This is a genomic window from Cytophagales bacterium (assembly GCA_033344775.1).
Lineage (GTDB): Bacteria > Bacteroidota > Bacteroidia > Cytophagales > Cyclobacteriaceae > JAWPMT01.
Genome location: JAWPMT010000001.1, coordinates 1,049,784 through 1,075,435 on the forward strand (window position 1 = coordinate 1,049,784; position 25,652 = coordinate 1,075,435).

Genomic DNA, 25,652 nt, shown 5'->3' on the forward strand with positions numbered 1-25,652 from the left:
AAAGTAGTGCAAACGATTTCGAATTGCAAGGATAGCTGATTTTATGGAATGCCAAAGGTGGCAAGTGTAAGAGTTCTCAGAATATTTTGAAGTTTAAAAACAAGGGTTAGCACAGAACAAATCATGATTAGTTCATACAAATCATCCATTAGCAAAACTTGCCTTAGCCAGGATAAAAACCTGGAGGACATTAGAGGGTAAATTCAATGATCAAAAACACCTACAACCCAATGAAAGCCAGGATAATTCTAGCAAGAATAGACCCAGTTCCATAGAAATGATCATTCAGCCATTTTTCTAGTTTGTTGTAAATGAATATAAAAGTTCAACTGCGAGCATCTATCACAATGCTGTATTCCTCAAAAAGTACCTTTATCATTTCTTCTTCTCCACCTTCAAAGTTTTCAATGCTTCTTTGATCTGCTTACTAGGTAGAAAGGCCATCTTCAGCGATTTGATATCGCGGACAGTCACTTTGGTCGGATCTTCTTTCCCTTCCGACCTGGCATGTAAACTGAAAGTACCCAGGTCTTCTAATTTGACATTATACCCATCTTCTAAAAGTTCAGGGATCAGATCGGTCAGGGCCGTTATCACTGCTAACACATCTGAACGAGTCAAGGACGATCCCGCACTGATATGGTCACAAATCAATCGGGTATCAGCAACCTTCCGGCCTGTTAGCACCGGATAGTATTTTGCTGGCTGATCTCTGGAGAGTCCTGGTCGTTTTGATTTCACTTCGTATTGTAAGGCCATTCGTCAAGTAGTTTTATCTGTAAGGTAAGCATCAACCACCCAAAACATCACGATGTTTTAAGTAAAAGATATATATCATTTTATAAAAAAATATATATCTTAATACAAAAAGACTTATATCTTTTTATCGAAACATGGTGTCTTATCAAGGAAAACACCAGCATAATCATACCTCTGAGACTCGCCTTGCAAAAGGAGTTGTAATCAAGGCTTCAGATCTTATTTCACCTGCCAATCCGGGCTGAAGTATGTAGACCTTCCTCCAACGGTTAGTTTTTCAATCGGGCATCCAGTATGATGGCAAGCCGCTCCGAGTTTGCGGATGTGGATAAAGAAATCTTCAGGAAATGAATCGTAATGTGCTTCCTTTTCGATGGCAGTTTCTAGCGTCATCATCAGGGCATCATATAATGCCTTCAATTGATCGTCAGATAGCGCTCCTACTTTCTTTTCCGGGTGTATGCGGGCCTGATATAACATTTCATCTGCAATCCAATTACCAATCCCTGCAGCAATGGATTGATGCATGATCACCGCTTTGATGTAAGTTTTACGTCTTCGTACGGAGGTGGTGAACTCCTCGAGTGATATCGCACGCGCGTCTTTCCCTAACCCTCTTTGCTCCAAATACGCAGGAATGTTATCAGTCAGATCATTCCAACCAAACTTGCGCCGATTGAGGAAGCCCAGGTGATATCCACTGGCAAAGTGATATACAATGTGCGCAAAGCGCGGCCTTGCCTCCATATCCGCAAAGTATTCAGCCCTTCCCGTCATACCGAAATGCATGACCAGCGTTTGTTTTCCAGTCGTCTTTAAAAAGAGGTACTTCCCCACCCGTTCCGTTTCGGTAAACTCCTGACCAACTAAAGCTTCTTCAAAAATCAACTGGTCTTGTTTGAGCAATCGGGTATCGGCACAGTCTATTTTGGTGATTCGCTGATTGAGTGCGGTTCGGTCAATGTATCGCCGAAAGGTTTCTACTTCGGGAAGTTCGGGCATTTGAATGGTGTTTAACAAAAAACACGTTGAGCCATCACTTGGTTAGACTATCTTCCCGGAAAGATAAAAAAAGCCCAAGGAGGGCTTAAGAAAAGGGTTATATCTTCATTGCTCACTTTTCGTCACTTTGGGTGGGACCATTACAGCTGGTCCTCCTTTTACAGTTTTGGCCTGTGCTTTAGTCAATTTCTTCATGATCATTGATTTTGTATATGGTAAACGGATGAATTATAAAGTGGCTTCTTCTTAATTCTCAGGAGGAATTCTAACATCCAGCCCTACTTTCACAGATTGGGCTTGTGATCTATTAAGTTTTTCATGATCCATTTGGCTATGTTTCAAGGAAGATAACAAATATCTCAAGTCAAGAAATACAAGGGCATAAAAAAAGCAACGCACCTAGAGATGCGCTGCTCTCATTAAGAACCAGCTATGGAAAATACTGACCTGTCGCGTGACAGGGATACTCACATTTTCTGTAACGAAAGTAGCGTAATCAGTTATTAAACATACTAGTCTTTCGATGAACGGCGATTATTTGGGGATTTTCAAAGAAAATTGCCAACTGAACCGAGATAGCCGATTCAATTATTGTCCACAGGCACGGGTTTGCATCCCTACAGCATCTTGTTTCCCCCAGGTTGGTGCGAATGGGTTATCTGACGCTTCCTGCTGATCAAACAGCTCGATGGCTTTTGCAATACTGGCACATGCTTCTGACGTATCACCACCCATGAATTGGGCCGTACCAAATTGCATTTGACCCAATAAGTAATGCGCACGTGGATTTTCAGGGTTCAAGGCAACTGCCTTCTGAAATGAAGCCATGGCCAATGGACTATGGGTCATTCCACGTGTTCCCGGATCTACGGTCAACTGGATCATGATGATAAAACCTCGCATGGCCTCCAATTCTGAATCATTGGGCAATATCGATTCAGCTTGTTCTACCGATTGAAGGGCCAGATCCAGGTACTTGTCCTTTTCTGCCGCCTCTTGCATCATCTGACTCATGCGCAGATAACCAAAAGCGACATAATAATGTGGTTCCCAGCGATCCTTTTCCGCGGCACCAATTCGATTCAGTTTATTGATTACCGGAGTAAGATCCGCTGGTGTATTAGAGGAGAATACCAAGGGCACATTGGTACCCATGGCTTTTTCGAACGGACCATTGGCCAATAATGAGGTAGACAAAAACGCAATTAGAAGGATGAAACTGTACTTTTTCATGATATAAGGAATAAAAAGTTGGAATTCGATTAAAGATTAGGCAATTGATTGATGCCCTTGTTTTTAGATAAAGTGATGAACACTCCGAGGAAAATGAATCGCGGTGCCGCTGGACGTATGGGTCGACTGGCGTAGACACCATTGGCATCCGGCTCATCCGCAAATTCATATCCGAAAATATTGTTGATGCCCAGGGCATTGTTGACCATTGCGTGGACAATAACCTGACTATTAAGCAAGTAGCTCCAGTTGAAGCTGAGGTCATGATAGGCTGGCGTTCTTCCTGTCATAAATCCCTCATCATTGGGATCATCATAAGTTCGAGGACTTGCAAAAGAATAAGTCCAACCGACCTGGCTCTTCAGGTCACTGATGAATGTCTTGACTACCCAGGAGAAATTATGCGTGGATGCGAAATTGGGCACAAAAGATCCCGGAAAGTCACGGTAAAATCGCTCTGTATCGAGGTAAGAATAGCTCACCCAATAGTCCGTATTCTTGAAGGTTTTGTTGTCTCTCCAAAACAAGTCCAGTCCTCGGGCATGGCCGTTGCCATCGAATTGAAAGGAAGTTGGATCGAATGGACTGGTGAAACGAGAAAGCTGATCGTATTGCTTTTCATATAATTCTATTCGAAAGCTCTGACCCTTTCGCACCCATTGATAATTGGCAATGAAATGCTCGGCCTTCTCATTCAAGGCTCCCTGGTCACCGAATAAGATCTGTCTTGAAGCAGCTTGTTGAAACTGACCATAAGCCAGAGATACCTGACTGTTCTCTCCTGTTTTATATGCCGCAGACAAGCGAGGACCGATATGAGCATCATTGTTCAGGTTACTGTGAGCCCCTCTTAAGCCAAGTTTGAAACCCAACGAACTGGACGCGAATATCTCAGCCTCTACAAATCCGGCACTGATCTGCTCGTTAAAGTCCTGAACAAAGGACTCTCCGTCTATTAAAGTTTGAGACAAATCCCGACCGATGACTTCTGCACCCACCAACACGGAAACTCGATCGGAGTGCTCATAATCAAAAGCCAGCTTGCCATGAAAGCCTGTCAGATCCACGTCCCGGCTCTGCTGATTGAAAGCAACAAAATCATTGCTTTTGGTGAATGAAACCCCGGTACGGAATCCCCACTGCTCACCAATCAAATCACGGTAAGAGGTATTCACATGGGCATAATCATTGGTCACCTGAACATCATTCGATAATTCAGGATTAGCAATATCCGGTTCTACGAGCGCCATGTCGGATTTACTCAAATTGGTGTACACCTTGAGCATTCCGGTCTCCCCGGTTTGCTGCCGAAAAGCGAAGTTACCATCCCACTGTTCTGGTGCTTTGTTCCATTCTAGGTTTTGGTTAACCAGTCCGAAATAGGGTCCCAGGTTGGTATACTGGACTTTTCCCGCAACGGAACTCTTATTGAAAGTACGTGTGGTAGAAATATCAGTCCCCACCGTCATGAAAGACAAGTCCGTGCGATCATTTTCAGCCAGGTCCTTTGACTCCAGCACAAGTGCTGAAGACAAAGCCTGACCATATTCGGCAGAGTAGCCTCCGGTTGAAAAATTAGTTCCTTTAAACATGAAGGGTGAGAAACGACTTCTGCTTGGTGTGTTGGGCGCGGCAGCTCCGTATTCGTTGTGTACGAGCATGCCATCAATGAATGTCTTGGTTTCTCGGCCATCTCCTCCTCGCACAAACAATCTACCGGTCTCCCCTACGGTCTGTGTACCGGGTAATGTATTGAGTGCTCCAGGGATGTCCGCGGTGGTTCCTGCAGTTGTTACTACATCGAGGGGTTTGAGTACTTCTTGTTTGCTTCCACCAGAAGCATTGAACGATCCAGCTGTAATGACCACTGCATTGAGTTCACTGATCTTCTCTCGAAGCTTGATGGTGATCTCCTGATCCTTGGCAGTCACTGGATAAGTACCGTCGTGGTAGCCAATGAAGGCCGCAATCAGGATCTGATCTCCGGTTTCGTATGACTCAAAAGAGAACTTGCCTTCCAGGTCTGTGGTGGCTCCGTCGTACGTCCCTTCCAGGTAGACATTTACTCCAAGAAGGGCTTCTCCTTTATGATCGGTGACCTGCCCCGAGATGGTAAACTGCCCCAACAATGGGACAGAGAACAGAAAAAGTAAAAAAGTAAAAAAGTACGTCGTGGCTTGAGTTTTCATGCTCCAAAAGTCTATTTGGAGTACCCCACCTTATAATTAAAGACGCTGAGTTGTTGAGTTTTTGAGATGGATTGTAGGAGCTGGAAGCTGTTTCTGGGTTTTGGTTGATGGTTTTTGGTTATGACTCAAACCTTTCTTAATCCGTCATTCCCAGCTGTAGTATCATGAATCTTTAAACAGCGCATCATCAGCGTCGGGAATCTCTTTACGGATTATAGCATGTACATTCTAGCATCGAGGCAAATCAAAATTGTCCGAGGAAAATGCCGGGACTTATACCAAAGTATGTCGGTCTTCGACAACTTCAGACTGATATCAGGAATAAAATTCAAGAATCACTTACAAACGTACAAAGCCTGCCTCAGTGAATCAGTCAACACTTCCTGTTGTCTTAGTCGTTCGGTCATGGCTTCGGCAATTCGCTTTTGCTCCTCTGCACTCCTTTGTGCTTCCTTGACCTGCATTTCCAATTGCTCATTCACACTCAATGCTTCCAGTGACTGAGATTGCGCAAACACAACTGAAGCTACAATAATGATTGCAAGTACAGCGATGATGATGTTCTTTACCATAGGAGTAGATAGTAGGAGTATGTAGATTGGTTTGTTCTTTTTCAAATTAAGAAAAAACATGAGACGAACCTAATCTATCTATTGGTAACAGATTGTTTTGGTTTAATATCATTATATGCTTTAACATTATCAGATGAATAAAGTCACTATTGTCCTCGTCTCAATATTTACAGTATATCCGCTGTTCCTTCCTCAGCTACATGCCCAATCCAATTGTGAAACAATCACTACAAGCCTGGAGAAAGCTGCACAAAAACATGAGAAATTGGGTGCACTCACTGCCCATGGGAATTACGAATCAAGGTCCAGGATGATGGGCAACTCATATGCACGAAATCAAGCAATGGAATTGATGGCGGAGGCCGTTACTGGCTACATGCGAAACCACTTAACAGAAACGCTTTCCTTCTCTAGTGAAGAACAGCAAGACAGGTTCGCAGCACAGCTACTTGGAGAATCAGAACAAGGAGTTGCCACCATTGGAGGCCAGCAATATAATTCTTCCAGCTCCTTTGTGAGTCTTACCCTTCATGGTGTTCGAGAAGTCACGTCGAATGAATGTCCTTTGAAAAACGGGGGCTCCAGTATCTATTATAAGCTCCTCGCCATTTCGCCAGAAGGCATCATCCAAACCATCGATGAAGCGATCGTGTCATTCGCCGAAAATGAGGAAATTTCTGGTGAGGCTTTAATTGATTCCTGGGAGAAATCAGCGTTGAAGGCGTCTTTGCTGGAACAGCAAAAGAAGTATGAGAAGAAGATGAATTAGGAATATAACCAAACTGGGTTTTGTGTAACAACCCTAACAGCGTTAGTTGGTCTATCCACAACGCTGTTAGAAGTTGGGACTCTTTATGGGTCAGCTGCTACTTAAAGTGTCAGAAGAGATACCGGTCTTCTGCGTACTTCCTTCGGAATTTAAGTCATCAAAAACCCTTGCCGGGTGCCCGGCATGAACGATTAAATCTATTCAACAATAAAATTCCCTTGCATCGCGAAGAAGTGACCAGGGAATGTACACACAAACTGATATGTTCCTGCAGCTGGTGCATCGAAAGTAATGGTGGTTGACTCTCCTCCACCAATGATGATGGTGGCTGCAATGATCTCATCACCTTCAATTACATAATTGCTCGCTGATTCGCTCATGGCACGCTGTGCATAGTCATTCAAATCAACACCCTGACTCAGGATGACCAGGTTGTGTCCCATTGATTCTTTAGGGAAAGATCCGGTATGATTCAAAGTCAGTTCTACTTTGCTTCCTGCAGGTACTTTGATCTCATCCGTATCAAATTTCATTTGGTCGTCGCTATTTACCACAACCTTGACGAGTTCTCCTGTCGCTTTAGTTTCGGTTTTAGCAGCAGTTTCATTCTCTCCGGAACCGGAACTTTCACCGCCACCTCCACAAGCTGCTAAAAAGACCATCACCAGGATTACTGCAAAATATTTTGTCATTGAACTTAGGTTTATGCTTTGCATGTCTATCGATTCATTAGGATTCGCTGCAAATCTAAGTCGGTTTTTTAAGTGGTCGTCAAATTGGGAGAATGCACCTACTTATTTGGGACTTTTGTCAGGTGTGATGAATCCTTATGATCGGAATTCGGAGACTCCCCTACGATTACAATTAAATAAGTATAAATCGAAACTTCGAATTCATGTCATCCGTGGAGTGACGAATTCCTTTATCAATCAACTCACCAAAACACCGTCACTCAGTTCGAGGACCCGATCACTATTCGCAGCGAACTGGTCATCATGGGTAACAGCAATGATGGTCTGGCCCCGTTCCTCTGCCAATTGCCGGAAAATATCGAAAACAATATCGGTGTTCTTAGAGTCCAGATTTCCCGTTGGCTCATCGCCCATGATGATCTCCGGTTCATTGATCAATGCCCTGGCAATCGCCACCCGCTGCTGCTGACCTCCGGATAATTTACTGGTTCGTTTCAAGGCCTGCTCTGGTAATCCCAATATTTTGAGATTTTCATAGGCTGACTCCCTGATCTCTTCTTTCGACTTTTTCCCCAACTTCAAGGCAGGCAACATTACATTTTCCAAGGAGGTGAATTCTGGCAAGAGATAATGGAACTGAAAAACAAACCCTATATGGGCATTCCTGAATGCCGCCAGTTGGTTTTGAGGTTTCCCATTGAGGTTTTCACCTTTGATCACTAATTGTCCTTCAAAGTCCGTGTCCATGGTTGATAACACATACAACAGCGTGGACTTACCTGATCCTGATTTCCCGACCAGGGAAAGGAACTCTCCTTTTTTGACTTGAAAGTTGATGTCTTTTAGAACCTGAAAGGTCTGCGGTTCATGGAAATATTTGGTCAATCCGGCAACTGATAGTACGGATTCCTGACTTTGTATGTTCATCCTCTTATGATTTCTACCGGGTCTACTTTTGAAGCTTTCTTTGCTGGCAGGTAACCCGCCAAAAAGGTCGTGATCAAACCAAAAAGAAACGCCATTGCGTAATCTTGCACCTCATAGGCGATTGGAAGGGTCTCCAGCATGGCAATATTGAAGCTGGTGTGATCTACGATCACTGAGATCACATATCCCAAAATAACCCCCACGATCCCACCACAAATACCAATAATGACTGATTGCGTCAAAAAGATCTCTACAATGTCTCGTCCTTCAAATCCCATGGCTTTCAAGATGGCAATGTCCTTGATCTTTTCATTGACCGTCATGTTCATGATGTTGTAAATCCCAAATCCTGCCACTAACAGAATCGTGAGAGATACAGCAATCGCAATGATGTTTCTTAGTTCATTACCAGCATCCAATTGACCATTTGCAGTTTTCCAGGACTCCACCTTATATGGAATCAGTCGATCATATTGGGTTGCAAAAGCATTTGAGGCTTCAAAATCTTTCAAATTGACCTGAATGTCTGTTGCATAGCCATGATGTTGTGAAATCAGTTGTCGTGCTGAATTGATATGTAGATAGGCTTTACTGTTATCTACTCCCGCAATGGATGTCTCTATCAATCCCAGAACTTCAAAACTTCTACTGACTCCTTCAGATGTCTGTACCTGAACACGATCACCTTGCTTAACGCTCAACCTTTTGGCAAGGCCGGTTCCTATGATCATCCCATCTCCTCGACTGTGTATATCATTCCAATTCCCAATAGTCATGTAAGTAGAAGTTTCAAAGAGTTGATCTTCCCGATAAGCTTCCACACCGGACATGGTCCCATTGATTTTGGTTGCACCATTTCGGAAAAAGACATTGATATTCACCTGTGGAGCAATTCCATACAAAGCAGGGTCGTTTTCAAGGATTTGGATGATCTCTGCAGCATTCCTAATGCCCTCTGTGTACTGGATGACACGTGCATTTCGAATATTTATGGCTGTTCCTGTCTTATGTGCCTGTGCCAATAAATTGGATTGGTCTTCGGGCAAATCATTGTAAACCCGAACATGAGCCAGGGTACTGAACGCCATCTCCGTCTGAATGTCATTCACACCAGTCATGAAGCTGTTCATGAAAATGTACATGGAGATACCAAATGTCACACTCAACATGGCTACCAGCGCTTGTTTAACCCTTGAAGTAAGGTGCACACCGGCTACCCTGAGGTTCGTTCCGGAAATCATAATTCCTTGAAGTTTGGTAGAAGCAGAGTCTGATCTACAGATAATCCTTGCACAACTTCCACCCAATCCGGATTCCGAATACCTACCTCTACGGCTACTTTCTTCTTATCCTTCAATAAAACGCTATCTCCTTTTAACAAGAAGGTAGTGGGAACGGTGATCACGTCCTTTTTCTCCGCTACGACAATGTTGGCCTGAAGCTGGGTGTTGGAAAACAACTTCGATGGCTTTTCCACAAACTGTGCTTCTGCCAAAAAAGATTGCTCTTGTTCATCAAAGGACGGAAATACCCTGGAAATTTCAGCTTGATACAAATTGGCTTTATCCGTATTCAACGAAATGTAAGTTGTTTGGCCAGTTTCAAGGAGATTGACATCTTCTTCAGCGACAAAAAGCTTTACCATGTGCAATCCCCCTCCTATTTTGGCGACAGGACTCCCTCTTCGAACCAGTGCTCCTTCCTGTTCGTGTACGGAGATGACCATTCCATCGATCGCAGCCGTCAGGACATAATCACCATTTTTTTCCTGCTCGACTATTAATTGAGTCCTGGCATTATCGAGGTTCAATTGCAGATTAGCCAACAAGTCCTCATGTGACTTCTGAGCAATAGCCACATTGCGTCTGGCATTTTCGTATTGCACCTCTACCCGATCAAATTCTACTTGGGATACGGCGCCTGTTTTTACCAACTGCTGGTAGCGCTTATAATTCTTCTCATCCGACTCCAGCTGCCACTGAGACTGTTCCCACCTCAATTGTGATTGTTGGATTTCCGGCGAATTGGGCTGCAATCGATCTTTGGCAAATTCGTAGTTAGCCTGTGCATTCTGCAATTGCTCGGTCTGGACATTGTTTGAAATGACAAACAATTGGTCTCCCTTCTTCACCTGATCGCCCTCCTCTACCAAAGCAGTTAATAAAAAACCTTCTGCATTGGCTGTCACGAGGTACTCATGTGCTGTTGTCACATAGCCGCTGGCGAAAACTGCATCAATCAGGTCCTGGCTCACCGGCTGAGTCGTCTCATTGGGCTGACAGCCGATGAAGAAGGTCCCCAATATGGCCGAAATAAGAAAGTGAAATCTATTTAAAGTATTCATGATTTTCTGGAACGTATGGTGGCATAATAACTATAGAAAGTGGTCAATGCATTTAGGTAATGCTGCTCGGCTTTCAAAAGGTCTTCAACCTTAGACAGGTGCTCATCCAGGCCAATTAACCCCTGCTCGAATTGCTGTAGTGACAACCCTACTGACTCTTGATACAATTCAAAGTTTTCCTCTGCAAAGACAACCCGGTCTTTGCTTGCGATGAAGTTTTGCAACAGCATCTTGTCTTGAAATGCGGTGGTTTGTTCCTGATTTTCAAAGCGTTTAGTAGCGATTTGGGCAGCTAACTGAGCGCTTTTCAGGTTGTTTTTGTTTTTAAACCCTGTAAACAATGGTACTTGTAAACTGATCCCCAGGTAGCTGTAGGCTGACCAGTCATCCGCACGCATCGACAGACCAAATTCCTCGCGAAATTGTTGTTGCCCAAAATAGGATTCCAGGGTAAGCTTAGGAAGGAATGCCGTTTTGCTTTGCCGGACCCGAAGGTCAGCTAATTCCACTTCTGCCTTGGTGGTCATAAGCTCCTGATCTTGCCCCATCTCCGCGCTTACCTGATTAATGGACTGAACATCCAATTCCTCCTCTAGCTGCAGTTGTACATGGTCAGATTGCCCTAACAATAATTTCAATTGCAGCGCATATTCTTGCTGACGGGCGTGCGAACTGCTTAGGTTTTCTCTGGCTGTATTGGCCAAAATTTTTGCTTGTAAAAAGCTTGTTTGATTGATCAGTCCTTTTTCTCGTTTTTGTCGAGAAATAGCCAAAATACTGTCCATCAGTGCCGTATCCTGCTGATTCAACTGTGTTGCTTTATTGGTAATCAACAGCAGATAATAGTAATAAGCTGTCTGATAAGTTAGTTTTTGTTCGTACGCGCCTTGCTCAAGTTGTTGCAAATCATGCGCTGCTGTAGCCACCTTCGCTTCGACCCGGTTACCCATATCCAAAACAGACTTAGAGACCGTGATACCTGCATTGTAGTTGTAGGGCTGCCCAAACTGTGCGTTTACTACTTCCCCTGGTTGGCCGAATATTTCTCCCGGCAATGGTGTTGTTGCCAATGACCGGTTATTTTGACCCGAGAAACTGGCGTTGACGGTGGGTAATCGGTGTTTTTTTGCTGCTTGCATGTCCACCCTTGATTGTTTCACCTGTAACTTAAATACTTCCAGGTCCGGATTCTTCGAAGCTGCCAATTCAAGGGCATCTTCTACGGTATGCAGCTGCTTGACTTCCTGAGCCAGTCCCCACGAACAACAGCCGAGAAGAAGCAATCCAATTTTAATGAGTCTTATCATTTGTTAGCAGTGTTATGTATTTATTTATTGCTCCCAAAAACAAAGTGGAAGCCAATGGATGCCGTAATTCCTCCGGGAGAGGTGATCCCTCCGATGTTTCTGGACCGATCTGCAGAAATCAGGTAACTTAAGTTGAATTCCAGCATCGCTTGTCGCGCCATTCGGTGAGCAAAACCTATTCCTGGCTGTAGATAGCGATAAGATTCTCTCAACTCCCTTTGGTTTTGGAATTGACCCTGTCCTACAGAAAAACCTCCTTCTCCGCCTACGGCAAGTGCCCTAATAAATCCAGCCTCCAGTTTCACATAAGGCCTGGAAAGCTCTTTTTCCTTGAAAATATACCGACCTTCAATACCTATCGTGATCATCGCTCCACCACTTCCCTCACCTTCAATGGATATCCCATTACCACCAAACTGCACGGAACTGATCTCTTGCTCCTTGGGTAACATCAACAAGTCCCCTGACATGGAAATCTGTAGTTGATCTTTCAAAAAGTATCCAATTTCCAACCCAATGAACCCTCTACGATCACTGAAATCTGTGAAAGTGATGGTGTCTGGCCGTTCAGTTTTGTTACTCCCTGAGATAAATCGCTGCCCGAAAGTGAAGCCCAAAGTGACCCGATCTATGTAAATGCGCTTAAGGGAATCCTTAATGATCGGCTCTTGCTCAAGCATTCGAATGGCATTGGTCGCTTCACTGAATGGTACATATTCGCGACTTTGAGCTACACTGAATAAGCCAGCCATTAGTAGCAAAGTAAAAAGCAACGATCTAATGGATGCCATCACAAAGTGTCTCGCGACCATTGCTGTGTTCGACTAAATCCCCGAACAGATACTTCCAGGTCCAACACGTCAGTACTTCGGGTTCGAATGGCAACATCCAGGGTACGTCCTTTCCGTGCTGCATAAATCTTCCCGCGCCAGGCACCTTGTTCATACTTCAATTCCGTCAACATATCACTTCCTAATATCTCGCGGCCTCTCAGTGACTTATCCGGATTGTTCTGATCTGTTTTTGGGTTTCCTTTTCGGTCATTGGGCTCCTTCAGCCAAACAATCTTGCCAAAGCACTGGCCTTCTTTTTCATAGATCTCTATCTTACTGTTGGCCTCCTGGGTCATCCAAATGCCTTTGATATCATCCTGTGCCTGGATTTGGGTACCAAGCACCAATAAAAAGGGAATCATCAATAATTTTCTCATGTGTTAACTTTTAACTTTGATTATTACTCGAAGAAACGTGTGTTATACACCTACATAAATGGAAGATTGGCCGAGACCGATAAATCGAAAACTGAGACCTTCTCTCAACTACTGAACCGATAAGGCATTCTTAACTATCCGGTATGAAAAAATGAAGCAGGCCCGTTTAAATACAGACCTGCTAACACAACCTTAACTATAAAAAAGTCTTATATGAACTTCTTAATCATAAGGTCCGGAACCACCTGTACTTAGTTGCGCATGAATTGGTCAAAAGTGATTGATACATAATACAAGGCACCGACTGTGGGATTCCCCAAGGCCTGTTCGTACCGATTATTAGACAGATTGGACCCTCCTACTTTTAACACCGATTTCAGATCTGGCAATCGGTAGGTCACTTGCGCATCCAACGTGCTGTAAGCAGGTATATCCCCTTGCGCGAAGGTACTTTCCCAGTAAAAGGCATCTTGCCACCTCCATGTGATGTTGAAGCCTAACCGATCGGAGACTTTGCGATTAGCAAGCGTAAAGTTCAGTTTATGCTCCGGTGTATTGAACCCAGCCTGAAACCCTTCAGGAAGTGCTTCTACATCAATCAACTCATTCCAGGCATAATTACCTCCCAAAGTATAATTACCTCCCAATGCAACTGAAACGCCTAAAGCAGCACCCTGGGATTTGACTTCCTGATCTAAGGTGACGGCAGCCTGATAAACCGTGGGACTTAGCAAACCCAGCGGGTCACCAGGTGTGGTACTTGATTGGAATAAGTTTAGTCCTCCTCCAAAATTGTTGAATGTGCTGTGATAGTAGTATCCATCCACCATCACTTTATTCTGAATCAAGCTTTTATAACCTATTTCGATTGTACTGTTTTGTTCTAATTCCAGCTCATAATTACTTGGATCATCTGCTGCATCTAAAATGGGTGTAGCAGCCGTGCTTGCAGCAACGAAAGCTTGTTCTTGCGTCTGTCCTTCAGCCAATGACTGCCCCTGAACCGTCAGGAAGGTGCTTACATATTGATTGAAATCTTCCTGTGAATAAACGGGGTTTGTTTCAAAACCATATCGGTCTTTGAAAAATGACAATCCACCAATTAAACGAGCTTGCGGCGTTTGTAAGTCAATGTATTGATTCTGGGTCGTGGGCATACGAAATCCCGTTTGATAAGACGCCCTGATGAAATGATTATTCAAGAATTCATAAACCGCTGAAATTCTAGGCGTGGTTCGTCCATCAAAGTTTTCATTTTTATCATATCGCAGTGAGCCGGTCAATCGAAGACGATCATCTAATAGCCTCTTAGAAGCCTGAATAAATCCACCGTACTCTCCAATATTGAACTCGTCTCCATTGTTATCCAGCGCAAAAAGCGTCGCTTCCGAGTTCAGGTCATATTGTCGATAGTTCATGCCGACGATTACATCCGCAAAACCAATCAGATCGCTTAGATTATAGGTACCCTCAATTGCATATAAACCTGTTTTATCCAAGAATTTGGCACCTCCTTCAGAAAGTGGCGTATCGATAATCTGGTCACGCACTGCATTAAACGCTTCGGAACCAGGTGCTGCGACATCTCGATCCGCAAAACTTCTTGCTACGGCATGACTCAATGGCTCTGTCCCCGGAATCAGTCCTGCATACGCCGCAGCGTATTCCTCGAACCATGTACCACTAGGTTTCAAGGCTTCGTTCATGGCCAGGCCTAAGGTTCCAATGGCATAAGAGTCTCCTGAATTTTCTTGTGTTGAATAAGCGCGTACATTGAAGTTTTCACCGCGCAATTCCAATTTATATTGGCTGAGTTCGAAATCCTGCAGTGAATAACGATCAATCCCTGTATAAACCGTCTGGCCGGTGCCATAGTTTACCTGAAGGATGCCTTCCAATCGATCATTGAACTTGTAATGCATCGCGCCGGAAAGTTTGACACTCCTGGCCGTATAATCCACCAGTTCTTCCTCACTAAATCCGGTACGACTGACCAGAATATCTTCTCCATTGGGTCCTAGCGACAAAAAAGTTGAAGTCTCGTCACCAAAGATATTGATGGCTTCATAACCGGGACTGGATTCCCTGGTAACAGATGCATCTAACGATCGATCTCTGAAATCACTGGCGCGCCAGTCTTCTGCATCCAGAAAGGTCCCGTTCAATTTAAAAGCAAATTTCTCCCCTATTTTACCTGCGTATCGCAGAGAAGTCTCTATAAAAGGGCTGGGATCTTCATCAGTGCCATCCACATGATTGACGCCCGTTTTCACCACAGCACTTAACCCAGGGTAATCAAATGGACTCTTGCTATTCATAAGGATAATCCCATTGATCGCATTGGGACCATAAAGCGCTGAAGCAGCACCTGGCAATAACTCCACACTCTCAAGGTCCAATTCGGAGATACCGACAATGTTTCCTACGGCAAAATTTAGTCCGGGGGCCTGATTGTCCATACCATCTACCAGTTGGACCAATCGCGTATTCCCATTCGCATTAAATCCGCGTAAGGCAAGTGAACGAAAAGTAAAACTCTGGGTACTCATGTCCACATTTTTCTGGTTGACCAGTGCTCCATAAAAGTCCTGCGTGGGTGCTTGCTGAATATCCAGGATATTCATTTTCTCAATAGCGACTGGAGATTCCAGTATACTTTCCTCCACTCTGGAAGCTGACACCACAATTTCCTGAGCCAGCAAAATATCTTCCTCAAGGATGACATCTATCGATCCGGTAACTGCCGTATTGATGTCCACTTCTTTGGTTTCAAATCCTACCATGGAAATCACCAGCGTGATGGGTAATGGTTGATCAACTGACAGGGCAAAAGATCCTTCCACATCAGTCGTTGTTCCAATCAACTGATTCTTCAATTTGATATTAACGCCTATCAGCGGTTGCCCCCGATCATCGGAGACCTTACCTTTCAATTGATTAGTTTGTGCATGCATTGTGATAGCAAAACACAACAGGCAGAGACCTGTAAACAATGTTTTCATATAGTTTGGGTTTGTGTTTCAAACCCGAAATATGAAGCCTCAAATCAGTCAAATAGAGGATTTTCAAGTTGAAGCCGCCTTATTTCTGCCGGAAGCGGCTCAGGTATTATTTGAATTTTTTGCTACTTCTTGTCTACCCTGTGATTCTCATTGATCAATGATCCTGACATTTAGCTTACATTGAATATTGCCCACAACAATAAGACATTGATGTAAGCCAAAAACAAGATAAAAAACCCTGCCGTCATACCCATAGATTTCAATAAGCAGATGAACCAATGTCCAGTTCCTAACCGCCGAAACGAGATGACCAAATGTAAGATGAGCCATACAAACACACTGATCATGGAAATCGGGAAAAGCCACCTGTTAAGGTTTGGAAATTGATCCGAAAGCATCCAGGAAGTGATATTGGTCACCCCCGCCACAACAAGAAATAATAGAAGAAAAAAGGTCATGAAATGAAAGGCATGTACCGTATGGAAGACCAGCCTTTCACCACGTTTTAATTCTATCAGCCAGATCAACAAAGCCATGAAAGGAATCATGATGAATATCAGAGCCGGTTGATGAAAGGATATGAACGCATCAAGTTTTATTTCATAGATCAATTCTGAAAGACCCGATTCGGCCATGCCTGATTCAATCCACTCCTTATGCCTGCCTTCATTAGCAACGAAGCCCTTGTATCTAAAATTCAGTAATTGAATCCTTCCCGAATTAATAAGCGGTTGCAGGAGAAAGAACAAGAAATTGACGGAGAAATACAGCGTTGTAGGGGCAGTGAATTGAGATTGACCTTCGTACAGATAAGCTTTGGTCAGTTTTCCAGGATAAAAGAGCAAGAGTTTAAGCGTTCCCCAAAGTCTGCGATCCAACCCAAACATACTGGAAGCATTGTCTTTAACAAATGACTTGAAAGTGATATTGGAGGACTTATCTTGTTTTTCAGGTTCCATTTTCGAAGGAATACCGCAGTTGGATTGGCATGTTCGAAATTAGTCGATTTATTAAAACCCTGCTTTGTCAAGGGTTATAAAAAGATAGACGCACCTGCCGGCAAGGCATGGCTTCGACAGGCTCAGTGTGACTATCTCTTTCTGAATGACAAAGTAGACGGATAGTTTATACCAATCAATAGTCTGCCCAACGTTTGAAATCTGTGGCTTTTTCTTTGCTTATGATAATCGGTGTAGGTGGCTCTGGTTTGGCACTGAGCAATAGCCTGCCGGTGAAGTATGGTTCAATCTCTGCGATGGCCGTACGAGCAACCAGAAACTGTCGATTGGCCCGATAGAACTGGGCAGGATTCAATTGTTTTTCTAACTCATCCAAAAAGAATTCTACCACGAATTCCGTATTGTCTTTTCGTTTTAAAAACACACCCCGCTCCTTGATGTACAGATAGGCCACTTCACTCACATCAATGAGCAGCATTTTTTGTTTGAAGTTCACCAAAAAACTGGAGCGGTAATTTTCTTTTTTAAACTCACTGGTCAATTTCATCAATTGGCTCATGTAAGTTTCCCGGGTGAATTGTTCACTTTGCGCCAGGTACCGATCCATGGCCACGTTCAACTCCTTGGGATCAACTGGTTTCAACAAATAATCAAGGCTATTGACTTTGAAAGCCTTGAGCGCATACTCGTCGTAGGCCGTTGTGAATATTACCGGACAATTGATCACCACTTGATTGAAAATCTCAAAACTCAGTCCGTCAGCTAATTGGATGTCCATGAAAATCAGCTCGACCTGTGGTTGATCATGCAGCCACGCCACCGCCTCGCTTACTCTATTGTGGGTACACTCGATCTGAAAATCAAAACGATCCAACTTACGCAGTTCTTTGGTCAGTCGCTTTACCGCAACTTCCTCGTCTTCAATGATTGCAATTCGTATAGGAATGGCCATTACACAGGTTTTAAGGGGAGTTTAATCACAAACAAATCCGCTTCCACACCAAAAGATATGGGTTTCAATAACAATGAAAAACGTTTCTGCAAATTCTTAAGCCCTACTCCTTCGCCTGCAACTTCAAAGGCCTTTGGATTGACCTTGTTGCTGATCACTAATTCATCGTCTCGTGCCTCAATCGTGACCACTAATTGTTCCTTGGGTGTGGCAATGTTATGTTTCACTGCATTCTCCACCAGCAGTTGTAAGGACAATGGAGGAATCCAATAATTTTTTATCTCCTCTGGAATAGACACCACCATATCGACCGCACTATTAAAGCGCATTTTGATCAAATGCCAATAATCCTCCAGGAAGATCAGTTCATCTTCCAAAGAAATGAAATCACGTTGACTGCTTTGCAAGACAACCCGGTAAAGGTTGGAAAAGGAGCGAACAAATTCCGTGGCTTTTTCCTGATCCTCCTCGATCAGGTCCAGTAGAGAATTCAGGCTATTGAACAGAAAATGTGGATTGATCTGTTGCTTCATGGCCTCCAGTTGCGAGGTAAGGTTCTCAGCCTGTAAAGACAGGTTCTGCACGCGCAGCGCTTCTCGTTGCTTGATGGCGTTGAGGGCTTGTTGAATAAAGGTGAATACCACTGATGCGACAATCATTCGGAGAACAACCAGTCCAAGAGGAATCTGTGGCAAGTTCTTCCAGATGATCGGTTGTAACATGACATTTACTGAAAGGAAAATGATGATGGATCCGGAATTGATCACCGCCCAAAGCGCAGTTTGACTTAATCGCGCAAATAAAGGAATTGATTTGAGCCGTTCCCCCATTACATTGCCGTACCATAGAAAAACAAGAAAAAAAGTCCCAACCAGATACTGGGAAATCACAGATGACCATGGTAATGGGCCCTCTATGTGAGTCTGATTGATCAATCCCAGTGCAGGAATCAACAGAGCGAGGATTACAGGTAGGTACTTCTCAATATTGCGCATGCGAGTTCAATATTAAATTTTTGGCTACAAATCAGAAACTGCAATCTGGTTGAAGGTGCATTTATCGCATTTAAAACCTGAAATAGCTTACTAAAGCAGTCCAATCAGGTCAATTGCCGATACTGTCTGCGAAAGTTTGGTGGAGAATGTCTCTTGAATTTGCGGAACTGCTGATAGAAAAACGGCAAACTCTCATAGCCACACTGATATCCAATTTCGGCCACTTGCAGATCGGTTTCAAGCAGTAGCCTACTGGCAACATTGCACCGGTATTCATTGAGAAAAACGAAAAAGGGCCGGTCCATAACCTTACTAAAAACCGGGAAAAGAATTGTTCGGTCATGTGAAGGTGTGATGCCACTTTTGATAAGGTCACTTTTGTCCGGTAATTCTGCTTCACAAATTGCTGGATGGCCTGGATACGATCGTTGGTTGATGTGCTAAAATCCCTCGATCTTCGCAATATGCTCGATCTTGTCTTTTATGGCCTGTGTCGACTTAAAATGTAATCCCCGTTGCGCATCTTGTTGGAGTTTCCTGATACACGAAAATTCAGGAACCTGCTGAAACAGATCATTGTGCCACTGAATCACAAATGCATGCGCCGGCTCTGTGTTCGATTCATCATTGATCCAACAATGTGGAAGATTTAGCCCTGAAATCAGAAATGTGATTACCGACATATCTGATCCCATGACTGCTGATGATATAGGTGAGTTCAAATTCAGGGTGAAAATGCCATGGGGCATCAAATCGCTCTCCTCCGGTCTTGAAAGCCGTTACGGAACTCCCCTCTTCAAAACTTACCTTCTCGTACTTTGCCTTCATACCTTTAGTCGGATAACAGTTTACCTTCGAATCAGCCGCACGTTCAGTTCATCAAAACCTACCTTCCGGGAAATATCCCCTAACCCTTCATGATTCTCCTGATAATCTAAAATTTCAATGGATTTTACCTTATTCGCTAATTGGGTCAGCATCAATCGGATGACTTGACGCGCATGGGTTGCTCCTAAACATTTGTGATGACCAAAACCAAACCCAACATGTGGATTTTGCCTTCGATCCAGCTGTACTTCATCCGGATGATCGAATACAGACTCGTCACGATTGGCTGCTGCCCAACACAAGGAGATTTTCTGATCTTGCTGAATGGCATGTTCACAAACCGTCGTTTGCTTCGTGCTGATGCGGCCAAGGTGCGTCAATGGAGCAAAATAGCGCACGAGCTCTTCTACCGCTAAAGCTGCCATTCTAGGTGATTGGTGCAGTTGTTCGAGGTGTTGGGGATTTTCTGCGAGGTAAGCGAACGTATTGGTGATCACATTGATCACCGTGTCTCTCCCTCCGGCAAAAGTGAGGTTCGAAATGCCATGAACTTCTTCTCGAGTCAGTTTCCGCCCATCTACCTCGGCAGCCAGAAGCTGAGAATAAATATCCTTACCGGGAGTTTTTATGGCCTGATCAATTTGCCGGGCTATGTAATCGTCCAATACCGCGGATTTATCTTTATCCAGGGAAGTAGCTTCACTTCTGAATACGTGGGTTCCCCAGGATATCCAGGTGGTTGCTTCCTCACATGGAACATTGAGCAGTAAAGTCAACGCGTGCGACTGAAGTTTCAGTGCAAAATCCGAAACCACTTCCAAACGATCCATTTGAAGCACTTCATCCAATAATTCATCGATCATTTTCTCCAATACTTCCTGATAAGCTTTATCCAAAGGACGTTTAAACCACACATCCAACAGCTTGCGAAAAGCAGCGTGAACCGGAGGATCTGTTTCTACCGGAATTTGTCTTACCTCCCGAATATCTTCCTCAGAGGGCACTACAATGCGACCAGGGATAGCCGTACCGGAACTGAATGTTTCCCAATTTTTAGCACATGCCCGAAGGTCATCCATCCGCAGCACCATATGCACGGACTCCCCATGGTCAGTCATTTGAAGTACGCCATCTGTTGTTCGGGCTGTCTTAAAAGGATCGGGAAATTCACTCGCTTTCATGCCTGTGTTCGGTTAAAGTAACCTCAAATTACTGGACAAACCCTTGAATATTCATCTGCTATTTTACCCAATTTATACTTTATTCTATCATATAAACGATAAGTAACATCCGTATGACTTACATAATACATAACAGAGACATGAACCCACAAGTCTGCATCTTAGGAGAACAATCCGAATGGAATGAATATGGAGAGAAAATGGTAAAACAAAGTGGTGCCTATGCGGCTGTTGGCATACAGACGCCATTGAGCAATTGGCGCTTTCCAATCAACAGGTTGATAAAAACTCGATGTAGATCCATTATCAAAAACTCATCAGGATTAGGCAAACCCACGAGGCTTTGCAGATAGGCACCTATCACCTCCTCTTCAAGGATCAATCAGCAGTGTTAACCTTTGAGAGATCCTTTTGGAACAGAGTCGATTCAAGTGATCATCAATACTACTGAAACCGCTATTTCAATCCAACGAGTGGACATAGGAACGATCATGTATCAGGAAAATGTGACATTGATCGATCAGTTTTTAACGCTTGATCCTTACGGTATTTACATTTCCAATAAGCGCCAATAAAATCTAATCATTCTCCCCTGACTACTTCCATCATTTTATGGAAGATCTCATTGTTTTCATATATGCCATTGAACTTCTCGCTGCCTTTGCCAAAGGCGAATACAGGGATCAGCGTAGCGGTGTGGCCTCCCGTTGAGAATTTATAATCGATCTCGACATAACCTTCTCCACCGGCAAGGGCCAGGCCTCCGGTTTCGTGATCGGCAGTTACGATCACCAGGGTATTTTCATTCTTTTCAGCAAAATTCAACGCCATTTCCAACACCTCATTGAAGTCCAGCAATTCCGTCACCACATAGTCCAGCTCATTCGCATGCCCACCCCAATCGATTTGCGAACCTTCAACCATCAGGAAAAATGGATTTTCTTTTTTCTCCATGTATCGCAGTGCATTTCGGGTAGCATTTTCAAGAAACTCTCCCCTGCCATCCAACATTCGAGGCATCGCATCAGCAGCCATCAGGTTCAAATATTTACGATTAGGTGACACCCTTCTGAATCTGGCCAAAGTATCCGTATTGACCTCATAACCTTGTTTCCTCATTTTTTCTATCAGGTCCTGGCCATCTTCCCGGGCATTGAAATGATTCAGGCCTCCACCTGCGATGTAGTCCACATTTGCATCTGATAAGTGTAGGGCAATTTCCTCATACATCCTTCTGGCAGGTACGTGGGCATAAAAAGAAGCAGGTGTCGCATGAGTGATGGTAGAAGTCGCCACCACACCTGTCGTATAGCCTTGTTCTCTGTAGTATTCCAAAATGGTCGGTTGACTGACCGTATCTGCATCTACTCCAATGGCACCATTATAGGATTTGACACCACTTGCAAAAGCCGTCGCTCCTGCCGCCGAATCGGTTACTTTCTGCCTGGCAGATTGCGTTTTGATAAACCCATAGGATTGAAATCGCTCAAAATTCAAAGGTTCCTCTGCATGGTACATCGCTGCGGAAATCTGGGAAAGTCCCATTCCATCACCAATGAGTAAAATAATGTTTGGGGTATCCTGGGCTAAACCAATTTTGGCCACAAGAAAGGCAAGGATCAACGTGCAAACTCTCATGTGGCCAAAATAAAGGTGCCCAAGTCGGAAAACCTAAGTCATGATGTTATGAAGGGTTTAATTCTTCATTTTATTCACTCCTCAAAATCGTCGCAGGGTTTACTTTGATGGCTTTCAACACCTGACCTGTTACGGTTAAAGCCAACGTTACAACAATCATAAAAAGTGCCACTATAAATGGTGCAGCAGATACGGGCTTAGGTTCACTAAAAACGTCCTTGATCAATTCCAAAATACCCATGGCCCCAATGGGAGCACCTATGGCAAAAGAGATCAATATGACCCAGGAGTACTGCTTGCTGGCAATGGATGCGATGGCTTTAGGTGCCGCGCCAAGTACTTTGCGAACACTGAACTCCTTCAATTTGGCCTGAATATGAAAAGAGATTAATCCATAGAGCCCCAGACATGCTAGAATGATAGCTACCGTTGAAAGCACGATTACGATAGAAATGTTTGCATCTGTTTCCTGATAAAAATCATCGAAAACATCTGTTTGAAACTGTCTTCGGTACATATCATTAGGGTTGACTTCCTTCCAGAGGGCCATAAGCTGACTATCAATATCCAGGAGTTTACCTTCGGCTACCTTCATTGAAAAGTACCTGACATCTGCGGGTTCTCTAAGTCCGCGAATCATGACTGGATCTAGCGCATTAAAGAAATCACTGTGGTAGAAGTCTTCCAACACTCCTACTACCGTGAGTTTTGTCCCATCATGTACGACCGACTGGCCGATAGGCTGTTGCCAATTCATTCGCTTCACAAAGGTCGCATTGACCATTATCCCCGATTGCTGATCTTGTTCCCGATCGGTAAGAAACCGTCCTGACTTGAGTTTGAATCCCATCACTTCTGAATAACCCTCGGTTACTTCATATACACGAATGGAAAATTGATGATCGAGGTAATCAAATGACTGCTTCGGGTTAGCCCAACCAACCTGGCCAGTAGAACCTGAAAGAGCTCTAACATCCTCATGATGAATAAAGTCATTTCTTAATCGCTCAAAAGTGGCCTGATCTCTCACACTCACGAACAGGATGTTTTCTGGGTTATACCCCCATGCCTTGTTTTTCAGATGAATGCTCTGATCCGTGAATACGAAGCAGGCGACGATGGTCGCGAAGGCCATGAAAAACTGGAATCCCAGCAAGATCTTTGAAAAGAGATTCTTCCCTTTCAACTTATTGGTTCCTCGAAGAATACTTATCGGCTCAAACCTCGACACATAAATCGCAGGATAAGCTCCGGAAACCAACCCAACAACAACCAGCAAAGTGACATAGAAAGTGACCATGTCCTGCCAGTCATGCGCCCTGAATTGAATATCGAGCTCAGGAATAAGCATATCAAATCCAGGTGTGAATAAGAAATATGAGATCAGGGTACCAACTGCCAATGCAAACATGGTTTGGATCAGGTTTTCAACAAGAAACTGATAGATGATCTGTTTTCTGACACCTCCCATAACTTTACGCAATCCAATTTCCTTTAGTCTTTTCGACACCCCTGTAATAGAAATATTCATGAAGTTGAAACAAGCCATAGATAACAGAAACAAGGCAATGATGGATAATGCAACCTTACCCGCAGGATGTGATGAAGGAATAACGGAAGAATAAATCTCATACCCTTTCATAGGAATGTCGGTCAGCCCCATTGGTATAAAACTCAAGATTTCCCATTCCGGATCGGAGCCATTATAGGCCTCTCTGTAGCTATCAAATGAAGCAGAAATACTGCGAATGTCCTGCCCCTCCCGCATCATGATGAAAGTGGCATCAATCAACGAACCCAGGGCATGCTTCCTTTCACGAAAACCCAGGTCGTATATTTCATTGAATGGCAAGTGAATCCCTAGCCGCAATCCGGCATTATAGGGATAGTCCTGCAGTACCGCTCCGACGGTATATCGTTTGATTCGATTGTTCCCAAATTTGATTTCCAGATCTTTCCCAATTGCAGAAACATCTCCAAAATATTTTCTAGCTACATCGTAACTTAAAACGATCTGATCATTGTTCTTGAGGGCATTGACATCCCCATCTTGCAAGGCAAAGTCGAAAATATCCAGATAAGCATCATCGACAAAGGCCATGAGTTCATCAAGGACCTTGTCCTTGTACCTCACATTACCTCGAACGTACTCTATTCGCGTGAACGCCTCAACAGAGGGATGATCTTTCAACAAGTCCGGCCCTAATGTAACCGGAGAATCGCCCCATATTCGATCCTCGCCTTCATCATCCACCTCGTTGACAATTTGATAGATCCGATCTTTGTGGGTGTGAAATTGATCAAAATTCAGCTGTAGATCCACAAAAATGTAAGTAGTGAGACCAACACCAATGGCAATGGCTAATCCGAATATATTGATGGCGGAGATCAATACATTGCGTTGAATGCTCCTGAAACCAAGTTTCAGGTAATTTCTAAAGAGTCCTAATTGATTCATTTTATTTGAGTTTGACCTTTGTATGTTGGACCATCGAAAGAAGCGGAACACATCCCAGCCGAATTTCCTTCGGGCGCTTTTCAAGCCTTCCGTTTCTACTCTCCGGTCAAATAATTCGTAGATATCCCCTTCAATCTCTTCAAGAAATTGGGGCTTACAGTACCACTGCAAAAACCTCACGGCCCATTTGGGTGGTTCCGGCAGGCTCATGAGGAGAAGTTGAAACGGAGATCGGGAATGCTCTGATACAATGAACTCCTGACTGACATGGAGGTGTCCAGGGCGCCTTTGCCTTCTTTGGTCAGATTGAACAATCGCTTGCGACGACCACCCCGTTCATTGGTGGCCCCTCCCATTCTGGAGCTGAGAAATTTCTTCTCTTCCAACCGACGTAGCACCGCATGAACGGCACTCACATTCAGGTCTCGACCCGTCCGCTCCTTGATCTCATCCATGATGGCAACTCCGTAGGCTTCATCATAAAGTGAGCCCACCGTGAGTAGTACCAATTCTTCTAATTCTCCCAAATGAATTCCTTTCATCTGCTCAATTGATTTGTTGTAGAAAACGTGAAACTAATCAGATTAGTTGTATAAAAAGTGAAACAAATAAGAAAAGTTCAGTTTTTAAGCCTA

At 43.9% G+C, this 25,652-nt stretch carries 23 protein-coding genes; 2 read left to right on the forward strand and 21 right to left on the reverse strand.

Features of this window, described 5'->3' with window-relative positions:
* Nucleotides 1-375 precede the first annotated feature (375 nt).
* From R8G66_04335 to R8G66_04355, 5 genes are all read right to left on the reverse strand, one after another.
* Entirely contained in the window at nt 376-759 is a 384-nt protein-coding gene (locus R8G66_04335; GenBank protein ID MDW3191562.1) for an HU family DNA-binding protein, read from the reverse strand.
* A gap of 219 nt (nt 760-978) precedes the next feature.
* Nucleotides 979-1,761 carry a DNA-formamidopyrimidine glycosylase family protein gene (locus tag R8G66_04340; GenBank protein ID MDW3191563.1) on the reverse strand — a complete coding sequence of 261 codons (783 nt, stop codon included), beginning with the start codon at nt 1,759-1,761 and terminating at the stop codon, nt 979-981.
* 588 nt (nt 1,762-2,349) lie between these two features.
* The gene (locus R8G66_04345) at nt 2,350-2,994 is read right to left on the reverse strand and encodes a tetratricopeptide repeat protein (protein ID MDW3191564.1); all 645 of its coding nucleotides are present in this window, start codon (nt 2,992-2,994) and stop codon (nt 2,350-2,352) included.
* A gap of 29 nt (nt 2,995-3,023) precedes the next feature.
* Entirely contained in the window at nt 3,024-5,183 is a 2,160-nt protein-coding gene (locus R8G66_04350) for a TonB-dependent receptor (protein MDW3191565.1), read from the reverse strand.
* 335 nt (nt 5,184-5,518) lie between these two features.
* Entirely contained in the window at nt 5,519-5,755 is a 237-nt protein-coding gene (locus tag R8G66_04355; protein MDW3191566.1) for a hypothetical protein, read from the reverse strand.
* A 133-nt stretch (nt 5,756-5,888) separates the two neighbouring features.
* Between R8G66_04355 and R8G66_04360 the strand changes: the two genes are divergently transcribed.
* Nucleotides 5,889-6,524, forward strand: coding sequence for a hypothetical protein (locus R8G66_04360; GenBank protein ID MDW3191567.1), 636 nt, complete (start codon nt 5,889-5,891; stop codon nt 6,522-6,524).
* 197 nt (nt 6,525-6,721) lie between these two features.
* Here the strand turns inward: R8G66_04360 and azu are convergent, their stop codons facing one another.
* The 13 genes from azu to R8G66_04425 form a co-directional block, all read right to left on the reverse strand.
* Nucleotides 6,722-7,216, reverse strand: coding sequence for an azurin (gene azu / locus R8G66_04365; GenBank protein ID MDW3191568.1), 495 nt, complete (start codon nt 7,214-7,216; stop codon nt 6,722-6,724).
* Nucleotides 7,217-7,453: 237 nt separating this feature from the next.
* Complete coding sequence (locus tag R8G66_04370) at nt 7,454-8,143, reverse strand: ABC transporter ATP-binding protein (GenBank protein MDW3191569.1); 690 nt, start codon at nt 8,141-8,143, stop codon at nt 7,454-7,456.
* Nucleotides 8,140-9,384 carry an FtsX-like permease family protein gene (locus tag R8G66_04375; protein ID MDW3191570.1) on the reverse strand — a complete coding sequence of 415 codons (1,245 nt, stop codon included), beginning with the start codon at nt 9,382-9,384 and terminating at the stop codon, nt 8,140-8,142. Before R8G66_04375 ends, R8G66_04370 begins: the two co-directional genes overlap by 4 nt.
* Entirely contained in the window at nt 9,381-10,487 is a 1,107-nt protein-coding gene (locus R8G66_04380; protein ID MDW3191571.1) for an HlyD family efflux transporter periplasmic adaptor subunit, read from the reverse strand. Before R8G66_04380 ends, R8G66_04375 begins: the two co-directional genes overlap by 4 nt.
* Entirely contained in the window at nt 10,484-11,794 is a 1,311-nt protein-coding gene (locus tag R8G66_04385; GenBank protein MDW3191572.1) for a TolC family protein, read from the reverse strand. Before R8G66_04385 ends, R8G66_04380 begins: the two co-directional genes overlap by 4 nt.
* A 20-nt stretch (nt 11,795-11,814) precedes the next feature.
* On the reverse strand, nt 11,815-12,585 hold the full coding sequence (locus R8G66_04390; GenBank protein MDW3191573.1) for a hypothetical protein: 771 nt from the start codon (nt 12,583-12,585) through the stop codon (nt 11,815-11,817).
* Nucleotides 12,585-13,004, reverse strand: coding sequence for a DUF2147 domain-containing protein (locus R8G66_04395; protein ID MDW3191574.1), 420 nt, complete (start codon nt 13,002-13,004; stop codon nt 12,585-12,587). Before R8G66_04395 ends, R8G66_04390 begins: the two co-directional genes overlap by 1 nt.
* 251 nt (nt 13,005-13,255) lie before the next feature.
* Nucleotides 13,256-16,006 (reverse strand): TonB-dependent receptor, encoded by a 2,751-nt coding sequence (locus R8G66_04400; GenBank protein MDW3191575.1) that lies wholly within the window; start codon nt 16,004-16,006, stop codon nt 13,256-13,258.
* A gap of 170 nt (nt 16,007-16,176) precedes the next feature.
* Nucleotides 16,177-16,965, reverse strand: a complete 789-nt coding sequence (locus R8G66_04405; GenBank protein ID MDW3191576.1) for a DUF3667 domain-containing protein — start codon at nt 16,963-16,965, stop codon at nt 16,177-16,179.
* A gap of 175 nt (nt 16,966-17,140) precedes the next feature.
* Nucleotides 17,141-17,917 (reverse strand): LytTR family DNA-binding domain-containing protein, encoded by a 777-nt coding sequence (locus R8G66_04410; protein ID MDW3191577.1) that lies wholly within the window; start codon nt 17,915-17,917, stop codon nt 17,141-17,143.
* Complete coding sequence (locus tag R8G66_04415) at nt 17,917-18,912, reverse strand: histidine kinase (GenBank protein ID MDW3191578.1); 996 nt, start codon at nt 18,910-18,912, stop codon at nt 17,917-17,919. Before R8G66_04415 ends, R8G66_04410 begins: the two co-directional genes overlap by 1 nt.
* Before the next feature lie 624 nt (nt 18,913-19,536).
* Nucleotides 19,537-19,740, reverse strand: a complete 204-nt coding sequence (locus tag R8G66_04420) for a hypothetical protein (protein MDW3191579.1) — start codon at nt 19,738-19,740, stop codon at nt 19,537-19,539.
* 20 nt (nt 19,741-19,760) lie between these two features.
* Nucleotides 19,761-20,921, reverse strand: a complete 1,161-nt coding sequence (locus R8G66_04425) for a cytochrome P450 (GenBank protein MDW3191580.1) — start codon at nt 20,919-20,921, stop codon at nt 19,761-19,763.
* Nucleotides 20,922-21,319: 398 nt separating this feature from the next.
* On the opposite strand from R8G66_04425, the gene R8G66_04430 reads away from it, so the two are divergent.
* Complete coding sequence (locus R8G66_04430; GenBank protein ID MDW3191581.1) at nt 21,320-21,496, forward strand: hypothetical protein; 177 nt, start codon at nt 21,320-21,322, stop codon at nt 21,494-21,496.
* A 7-nt stretch (nt 21,497-21,503) separates the two neighbouring features.
* On the opposite strand, the gene R8G66_04435 is transcribed toward R8G66_04430, so the two are convergent.
* From R8G66_04435 to R8G66_04445, 3 genes are all read right to left on the reverse strand, one after another.
* Entirely contained in the window at nt 21,504-22,559 is a 1,056-nt protein-coding gene (locus R8G66_04435; protein ID MDW3191582.1) for an alkaline phosphatase, read from the reverse strand.
* 70 nt (nt 22,560-22,629) lie between these two features.
* Nucleotides 22,630-25,227 carry an ABC transporter permease gene (locus R8G66_04440; GenBank protein MDW3191583.1) on the reverse strand — a complete coding sequence of 866 codons (2,598 nt, stop codon included), beginning with the start codon at nt 25,225-25,227 and terminating at the stop codon, nt 22,630-22,632.
* Complete coding sequence (locus R8G66_04445; GenBank protein ID MDW3191584.1) at nt 25,224-25,559, reverse strand: helix-turn-helix transcriptional regulator; 336 nt, start codon at nt 25,557-25,559, stop codon at nt 25,224-25,226. Before R8G66_04445 ends, R8G66_04440 begins: the two co-directional genes overlap by 4 nt.
* Nucleotides 25,560-25,652: the final 93 nt, after the last annotated feature.

What these genes read in the sequence shown, in the direction of transcription:
- R8G66_04340 (MDW3191563.1), bottom strand. Translation starts at nt 1,761, where the DNA reads ATGCCCGAACTTCCCGAAGTAGAAACCTTTCGGCGATACATTGACCGA.
- R8G66_04400 (MDW3191575.1), bottom strand. Translation starts at nt 16,006, where the DNA reads ATGAAAACATTGTTTACAGGTCTCTGCCTGTTGTGTTTTGCTATCACA.
- R8G66_04435 (MDW3191582.1), bottom strand. Translation starts at nt 22,559, where the DNA reads ATGAGAGTTTGCACGTTGATCCTTGCCTTTCTTGTGGCCAAAATTGGT.
- R8G66_04355 (MDW3191566.1), bottom strand. Translation starts at nt 5,755, where the DNA reads ATGGTAAAGAACATCATCATCGCTGTACTTGCAATCATTATTGTAGCT.
- R8G66_04360 (MDW3191567.1), top strand. Translation starts at nt 5,889, where the DNA reads ATGAATAAAGTCACTATTGTCCTCGTCTCAATATTTACAGTATATCCG.
- R8G66_04370 (MDW3191569.1), bottom strand. Translation starts at nt 8,143, where the DNA reads ATGAACATACAAAGTCAGGAATCCGTACTATCAGTTGCCGGATTGACC.
- azu (MDW3191568.1), bottom strand. Translation starts at nt 7,216, where the DNA reads ATGACAAAATATTTTGCAGTAATCCTGGTGATGGTCTTTTTAGCAGCT.
- R8G66_04345 (MDW3191564.1), bottom strand. Translation starts at nt 2,994, where the DNA reads ATGAAAAAGTACAGTTTCATCCTTCTAATTGCGTTTTTGTCTACCTCA.
- R8G66_04440 (MDW3191583.1), bottom strand. Translation starts at nt 25,227, where the DNA reads ATGAGCCTGCCGGAACCACCCAAATGGGCCGTGAGGTTTTTGCAGTGG.
- R8G66_04425 (MDW3191580.1), bottom strand. Translation starts at nt 20,921, where the DNA reads ATGAAAGCGAGTGAATTTCCCGATCCTTTTAAGACAGCCCGAACAACA.
- R8G66_04405 (MDW3191576.1), bottom strand. Translation starts at nt 16,965, where the DNA reads ATGGAACCTGAAAAACAAGATAAGTCCTCCAATATCACTTTCAAGTCA.
- R8G66_04395 (MDW3191574.1), bottom strand. Translation starts at nt 13,004, where the DNA reads ATGAGAAAATTATTGATGATTCCCTTTTTATTGGTGCTTGGTACCCAA.
- R8G66_04420 (MDW3191579.1), bottom strand. Translation starts at nt 19,740, where the DNA reads ATGAAGGCAAAGTACGAGAAGGTAAGTTTTGAAGAGGGGAGTTCCGTA.
- R8G66_04375 (MDW3191570.1), bottom strand. Translation starts at nt 9,384, where the DNA reads ATGATTTCCGGAACGAACCTCAGGGTAGCCGGTGTGCACCTTACTTCA.
- R8G66_04390 (MDW3191573.1), bottom strand. Translation starts at nt 12,585, where the DNA reads ATGGCATCCATTAGATCGTTGCTTTTTACTTTGCTACTAATGGCTGGC.
- R8G66_04415 (MDW3191578.1), bottom strand. Translation starts at nt 18,912, where the DNA reads ATGCGCAATATTGAGAAGTACCTACCTGTAATCCTCGCTCTGTTGATT.
- R8G66_04380 (MDW3191571.1), bottom strand. Translation starts at nt 10,487, where the DNA reads ATGAATACTTTAAATAGATTTCACTTTCTTATTTCGGCCATATTGGGG.
- R8G66_04335 (MDW3191562.1), bottom strand. Translation starts at nt 759, where the DNA reads ATGGCCTTACAATACGAAGTGAAATCAAAACGACCAGGACTCTCCAGA.
- R8G66_04385 (MDW3191572.1), bottom strand. Translation starts at nt 11,794, where the DNA reads ATGATAAGACTCATTAAAATTGGATTGCTTCTTCTCGGCTGTTGTTCG.
- R8G66_04350 (MDW3191565.1), bottom strand. Translation starts at nt 5,183, where the DNA reads ATGAAAACTCAAGCCACGACGTACTTTTTTACTTTTTTACTTTTTCTG.
- R8G66_04445 (MDW3191584.1), bottom strand. Translation starts at nt 25,559, where the DNA reads ATGAAAGGAATTCATTTGGGAGAATTAGAAGAATTGGTACTACTCACG.
- R8G66_04410 (MDW3191577.1), bottom strand. Translation starts at nt 17,917, where the DNA reads ATGGCCATTCCTATACGAATTGCAATCATTGAAGACGAGGAAGTTGCG.